Annotated in this window: 6 protein-coding genes; 4 read left to right on the forward strand and 2 right to left on the reverse strand. The window is 42.4% G+C overall.

The annotated features are described in order from the left end of the window. The coding region (locus tag ACT3RN_RS13980) for a VWA domain-containing protein (protein ID WP_444518729.1) at positions 1–515 on the reverse strand (515 nt) is incomplete at its 3' end. Between the two features lie 262 nt (positions 516–777). On the opposite strand from ACT3RN_RS13980, the gene parC reads away from it, so the two are divergent. The 4 genes from parC (at position 778) to ACT3RN_RS14000 (ending at position 5357) form a co-directional block, all read left to right on the forward strand. Then, positions 778–3087, forward strand: a complete 2310-nt coding sequence (parC, locus tag ACT3RN_RS13985; protein WP_192520589.1) for a DNA topoisomerase IV subunit A — start codon at positions 778–780, stop codon at positions 3085–3087. Beyond that, a complete protein-coding gene (locus ACT3RN_RS13990; protein ID WP_192520590.1) occupies positions 3087–3518 on the forward strand; it encodes a hypothetical protein in 432 nt (143 codons plus the stop codon). The genes parC and ACT3RN_RS13990 overlap by 1 nt, the downstream gene beginning before the upstream one ends. A 67-nt stretch (positions 3519–3585) precedes the next feature. Then, positions 3586–3744 (forward strand): hypothetical protein, encoded by a 159-nt coding sequence (locus ACT3RN_RS13995; protein WP_192520591.1) that lies wholly within the window; start codon positions 3586–3588, stop codon positions 3742–3744. A gap of 89 nt (positions 3745–3833) precedes the next feature. Further along, positions 3834–5357 carry a cryptochrome/photolyase family protein gene (locus ACT3RN_RS14000; RefSeq protein ID WP_192520592.1) on the forward strand — a complete coding sequence of 508 codons (1524 nt, stop codon included), beginning with the start codon at positions 3834–3836 and terminating at the stop codon, positions 5355–5357. Between the two features lie 269 nt (positions 5358–5626). On the opposite strand, the gene ACT3RN_RS14005 is transcribed toward ACT3RN_RS14000, so the two are convergent. After that, entirely contained in the window at positions 5627–6091 is a 465-nt protein-coding gene (locus ACT3RN_RS14005) for a hypothetical protein (RefSeq protein ID WP_192521041.1), read from the reverse strand. Positions 6092–6336 lie beyond the last annotated feature (245 nt).

The raw sequence follows: 6336 nt of genomic DNA on the forward strand, positions 1-6336 counted from the left end.
TTAAAATAGTTGATCAGCTCCTCTACGCGCACGGCACCGACAGGTGGCAATTGACCCTCATTTAGATAGCGACGTACATTGGCATAGCTACCTGTATCAGTATCGATAGACAAAGTTGACACCGCTATATCCATCGTGCGATGTACAGGATTGGCTTCGTTTTTTTGATAATTATCACCGGCTTCTGGTGTGATGCTGATAGGTTCAGGTCTGACTATAGGCGCTGGTATTGGAGCTTGTATGTCTGAAGAAGGTAGCGGTGATGCCGACTCCCTCACCACCTTAAAGGAATCAACGCTGTTCCTGTCAGAGACTGACGGTGTATTTGGTAAGGTATCAGGGCGGCGTGGTTTTTTCATTACGGTACTTGTTGATGGTTCTACCACCGGCTTACTTGCTTGCTGTGAGCTACAAGCCGTCAACCCCACACTGGCGACAATAGCCAATAACAGTGTGTGTTTGGCTGGATGATATTTATGCGCGCGCGAAAAACAGACAGATGACAAAGATGACATAGCAACTACTCCGTATAATAGATAGACAATGGGTTTTAAAAAAATTAATAGTCAAAAGTTGAGTTAACTATACTTCAGCTATTTTGTAAAAGCTACCAAACAAAGCACGATAGAGAAACTTAATAAAGCACGTCATGAACTGTCGTCTATTCTGACTTATACCTTTTTAATTCTGCCAATTTCCTTTACGATAGCACTATCCTATTTGTACGCTTGAACCCATTATCTATACCTATTAAAACTGATAAGTGAATCCTACGTTATGTCTGATGTTATTGATAATACGATTGCCCCAACCATTTCCAATGAACCGATGGATACTCGCTCAGTCGCAGAGTTCACTGAGCAAGCCTATCTCAACTACGCCATGTACGTCATCATGGATCGGGCGCTGCCAAATATCGCTGATGGTCTAAAACCTGTTCAACGCCGCATCGTCTATGCCATGAGCGAGTTGGGCTTGAAAGCCACCGCCAAGGCCAAAAAGTCCGCACGTACGGTCGGTGACGTATTGGGTAAATACCATCCGCACGGTGACAGTGCGTGTTATGAGGCGATGGTACTGATGGCACAGCCGTTCAGCTATCGCTATCCGCTTATCACGGGTCAAGGCAACTGGGGTAGCCCAGATGATCCAAAGTCATTCGCCGCGATGCGTTATACCGAAGCCAAGATGTCAGCTTACGCCAATACCTTACTTGCAGAGTTAGGGCAAGGTACGGTCGATTGGCAGGATAACTTTGATGGCACGATGCAAGAGCCAACCACCCTACCTGCCCGCCTGCCCAACATCTTGCTAAACGGTACAACAGGTATCGCGGTCGGTATGGCAACCGATATTCCACCGCACAACCTCAATGAAGTGGTGCGTGCAGCAATTCGCTTGCTCAAAAACCCCGAGCTATCGGTTAAACAGCTTACCCAATCGATACCAGCGCCAGACTTGCCAACACCAGCGGAAATTATTACCAACAAAAAAGACTTGCAAGCGATGTATGAAACCGGTCGCGGTAGCTATAAAATGCGTGCGACTTTCCATATTGACCCTAAAGAAAAAAATCTCGTCATTATCGATGCACTGCCGTACCAAGTATCGGGCAACAAAATCCAAGAGCAAATCGCCAAGCTCATGATGGATAAAAAACTACCTTGGGTCACAGATATTCATGATGAGTCAGATCACGAAAACGCTTGCCGTATCGTGCTTGAATTGAAATCAACACGGGTCGATGTCGATCGTGTTATGAGTCATCTGTTTGCCAGTACAGATCTAGAAAGCAACTACCGCGTCAATATGAACATGATTGGCTTAAACGGTAAACCGCAAGTTAAAAACCTCAAAGAAATATTAGAAGAATGGCTAGTGTGTCGCCGCTCAGTGGTCACCCGCCGCTTGGAGTACCGCCTCGATAAAATCGACAAACGCTTACATATTTTGGCAGGCTTACTGATTGCTTATCTGAATATTGATGAAGTCATTCGCATCATTCGTGAAGAGGACGATCCAAAAGCAACCTTAATGCAGGACTATGATCTGACTGATATTCAAGCCAATGCCATATTGGATATTCGTCTACGTCAGTTGGCAAAGTTAGAGGAAATCGAGTTACGCCGTGAGCAAGATGAGCTAGCCGCTGAACGCGCCATCATTCAAGAGTATTTGGACAATCCAGACAGCTTGACCAACTTGCTGATCGAAGAGCTGACCGCTGATATGAAAGAGCACGGTAATGAGCGTGTGTCACCATTGGCAGAACGCGAAGAAGCTCAAGCATTAAAAGAATCTGATCTCGTACCGAGCGAGCCTGTCACTGCTATCTTGTCAAAAGCGGGTTGGATTCGCGCTGCTAAAGGTCATGATGTCGATGCTGCTGGCATGAGCTATCGCTCAGGTGATAGCTATCAAGCGCATGTGCGCGGTAAATCTAATGAAAGAATCTACGTGCTCGACAGCACTGGACGCAGCTACAGTATCGATGCGCATAACTTGGCGTCTGCTCGTGGTCAAGGCGATCCGCTGACCAGTGTGTTAAAGCCACCAGCAGGTGCTAGCTTTGAGCAGCTACTAACGGGTGCTGACAATCAACGCATTATTTTGGCCAGCTCGGCAGGTTACGGTTTTATCAACACGCTTGGCAACCTAGACAGCAATCAAAAAGCGGGGAAAAATATCATTAATCTCGCAGCTGAGAGCCGCTTACTCCCTGCTGCCCGTATCGATGCGCCGGTGGTAACGACTGCTAATGCTGACGGTGAAAGCACCCATACAAAGGTAGCGCCTGACCATGTCGCCGTTGTGACCAATGCAGGGTATTTACTGATATTCACCCTTGATGACTTGCCTGAGCAGGCTCGCGGCAAAGGGAACAAACTTATCAAGTTAAAAGATGGTGAAGAGGTGATCGCTATCACGCCACTCAGTCAGCAAGACAGCCTAGTCATTACCGCTGGCAAACGCCATGTGACACTCAAGCCAAATGATTTGGCTAACTATACGGGTGTGCGTGGTAATCGTGGTGGTCAGCTACCAAGGGGCTTTCAGAATGTGACGAGTGTTGAGGTTGCTAAGTAATGAAAAAGTCGGCTTCACTATTGTTTGTATTGATACTTTCACAATCAAGCCTTGCTGAATGGCAACTGGTAAATGAAAATGATCCGACTGACCCTGTTGAAATCTATGTCGATTTTCATCAAGCTGATCTCTTGAACGATTTGCAATATCAAGTGCCCATGAAGACTAGTACTTGGCCTCGCAGTCATTTCTCTGATTATCCAATTACGCTTTATGAGCCTTACATAACTGCTTCATATATTATCGACTGTACAGAACAGATCATTACTACTCATTCTCAGCGGCTCTTTGCAAAGACAGAGCCTTCAGGGTCTTTCGCTGACATATTTGATATGTTTGAGTTGGGAGTAGATGGTCGCTCCACTCGCCCTCTTGAGTTTACTGATGCAGTAGATAAGCGTTTATATGAGCGACTTTGTCAAAGCGACTAAGTCACACCATTGATTGACATAGAATGTGATTTACCCAATATAAGGTCAGTGTTTCCCAAGGTGAGAAATGAAGACATTATGTTTCTTCTTACCAATAAATGAGCAAGACAGTCTAATCATTACTGCTAGCAGATTTCATATGACACTTAAGCCAAATGATGTAGCCAACTATACGGGTGATTGTGGTCAGTTACCAAGAGGCTTTCAGAACGTGACGAGTGTTTAGGTTGGCTGAATGATTAACACAGCTCTACCTTACAACAGGGTATTTACTCATCTACAATGACATAATCTTGTTAATAATAAGCTTGTATCATGAATAAAAAAATCAGCTTAATTTTTCCTCATCAACTATTTGCCAACACCTCACTTTGGCAAGATGAGTGTTATCTCATTGAAGAGGATTTATATTTTACTCAATACCCTTTTCACAAACAAAAACTGGTACTACATCGCGCCAGTATGAAGGCTTATGAGCAAACATTGATTAATGCAGGAAAAACCGTACATTACATTGAATCTGGAGATGAATATAGCGACTGCCGTAAGCTGATTGCCAGTTTCGATAGTCACAAACACCATCCTGACAATGAGAGCGCTATCGAAAAAATATATTGGCTCGACTTGGTCGATGATTGGCTGCGCATGCGTGTTCAAAAAGCAATACTAAAAGCAGATATTGATTTTGATTGCTCTCCCACGCCGATGTTTCTGAATCCGCTACCCGTCTACTGCGATTTCTTTAAAAATAGCCGTCTGTTTCATCATGACTTTTATATAGAAGCACGTAAACGCGAAAATATCCTAATCGATGGCGATCAAAAACCCATCGGTGGACAATGGTCATTCGATGAGGACAATCGCAAAAAATATCCGCGCAGAAAGATACCGCCAGCTTTTGAGTTTCCTGAATTAAGCGTGCATTACCGTGAAGCAATCGCTTATGTCGATAATAACTTTAGCACGCATTACGGTAATACCAATCCTGACTTTCGCTATCCGACCACTCATGACGAGGCTAAAAACTGGTTGGAAGATTTTTTATCCAAACGCTTTACTGACTTTGGTCAATATGAAGATGCCATCGTAGCCGATGAGTCTATATTGCATCATAGTGTTCTAACTCCGATGCTTAATACTGGACTGCTCACACCTGAGCAAGTCGTCACACGTACGCTTGAAATTAGCGAAGCATATGACATTCCAATCAATTCACTAGAAGGCTTTATTCGTCAAATCATTGGCTGGCGTGAGTTTATGTATGGGTTGTATGAGTCTATCGGACGTAAACAACGTAGCCGTAACTTTTGGGGTTTTACCCGCAAGATACCACCGAGTTTTTATACCGGCGATACAAGTATTGAGCCGATCGACACCACCATCAAGAAAGTACTGAACAGTGGCTACGCGCATCATATCGAGCGTCTGATGGTCTTTGGCAACTTTATGCTGCTTTGTGAGTTTGACCCTGATGACGTTTATCAATGGTTTATGGAGCTATTTATTGATGCTTATGACTGGGTCATGGTGCCAAATATTTATGGCATGAGTCAGTTCGCTGATGGAGGGCTGATGGCCACCAAGCCTTATATCAGCGGTAGTAATTATATTAATAAGATGAGTGATTATCAGGTCAAATCTAAAGGCGAGCCTGTTGAATGGGCCGCCACGTGGGATGGACTGTTTTGGCGCTTTATGCACGTACATCGTGATTTTTTTGCAAAGAACCCACGCACAAGTATGCTGCTCACCATGTGGGACAAAATGGGCAAAGAACAACAAACAGAGCACCTCATGAACGCTGAGCAATTCTTGAAAAAACTGGACAAAGAACACTAGGACCTATCCCTTGTCTGCATAGGCACAGTAAGCAAGAAAAATATACCTCGGTATCGAGTGCGTGTATTTGTATCTTTTTTATTTAGGAGAGACTGTATCATTTATCAGTGCCTTATCTTTTTTTTAATCATCCAAAATAAAAAGGCAAGATAAATTTTATACTAGAAATAAAAATCCGTCTATGTGAATATATAGGCGGATTTTTTTATCGTAACTATGATAGATAAATATCATAGTAAACACATACTATCTATTCGACACAACTTCAATTAGCTGTCTTCAAAAATCACTTTTAAAAAGTTTTCGATCTGAGTGCTTTTCATTAGATAGGGATTAAAGTCAGAACCTGCTGAAAAGCTTTTTAGAGCGTACTCTTCATCTTCAGCACTTGACGTCAAATGCTTGATTAGATAACCATCCCATGTACAGGCTTCTATTTCTTCTAATTTGACAATATTAGGCATAATCTTAGAATGTTCATCGAATATTTTCGCTAGAGCAGCATTAACAACAGGTCTTGAGCCTTGTATGTTTTGAACAAAATAACCTTCATTAATCACCAGTGCTGAAACTAGACCAGTTTCATCAAAATATCTCCGCCAATGCTCAAGAGCGCGAGTTAACTCCACCCCTGATTTTAATTCAATATTTTTGCCGATATACGTTAGGCTAATAAGAATATGCTCGCCATGTCTTTTTCTATTTTCTGAAGTATCACTTTTCGTTGCACGCATAAGAAAATCCATTTATAAAAAATCAACCCAAGTTAAGAAACGCTTTACAGTAAAATACACTCAATAAAATGTTAAACTTTTAACGGCTTTTTGCAATCTATCATTATTCTTGAGAGTTATAACATTTAACTTTTAATGAAACGGCATCTCTATATTTATTATAATACAATACTACTACAAATATTGGCATAATTAATACATAATATTTATTCTAATAATTAACAAGTCTAATCGGTATTTCCCTA

The sequence above is a fragment of the Psychrobacter sp. AOP5-GZ1-6 genome, from assembly GCF_052376345.1.
In the GTDB taxonomy this organism is placed as follows: domain Bacteria; phylum Pseudomonadota; class Gammaproteobacteria; order Pseudomonadales; family Moraxellaceae; genus Psychrobacter.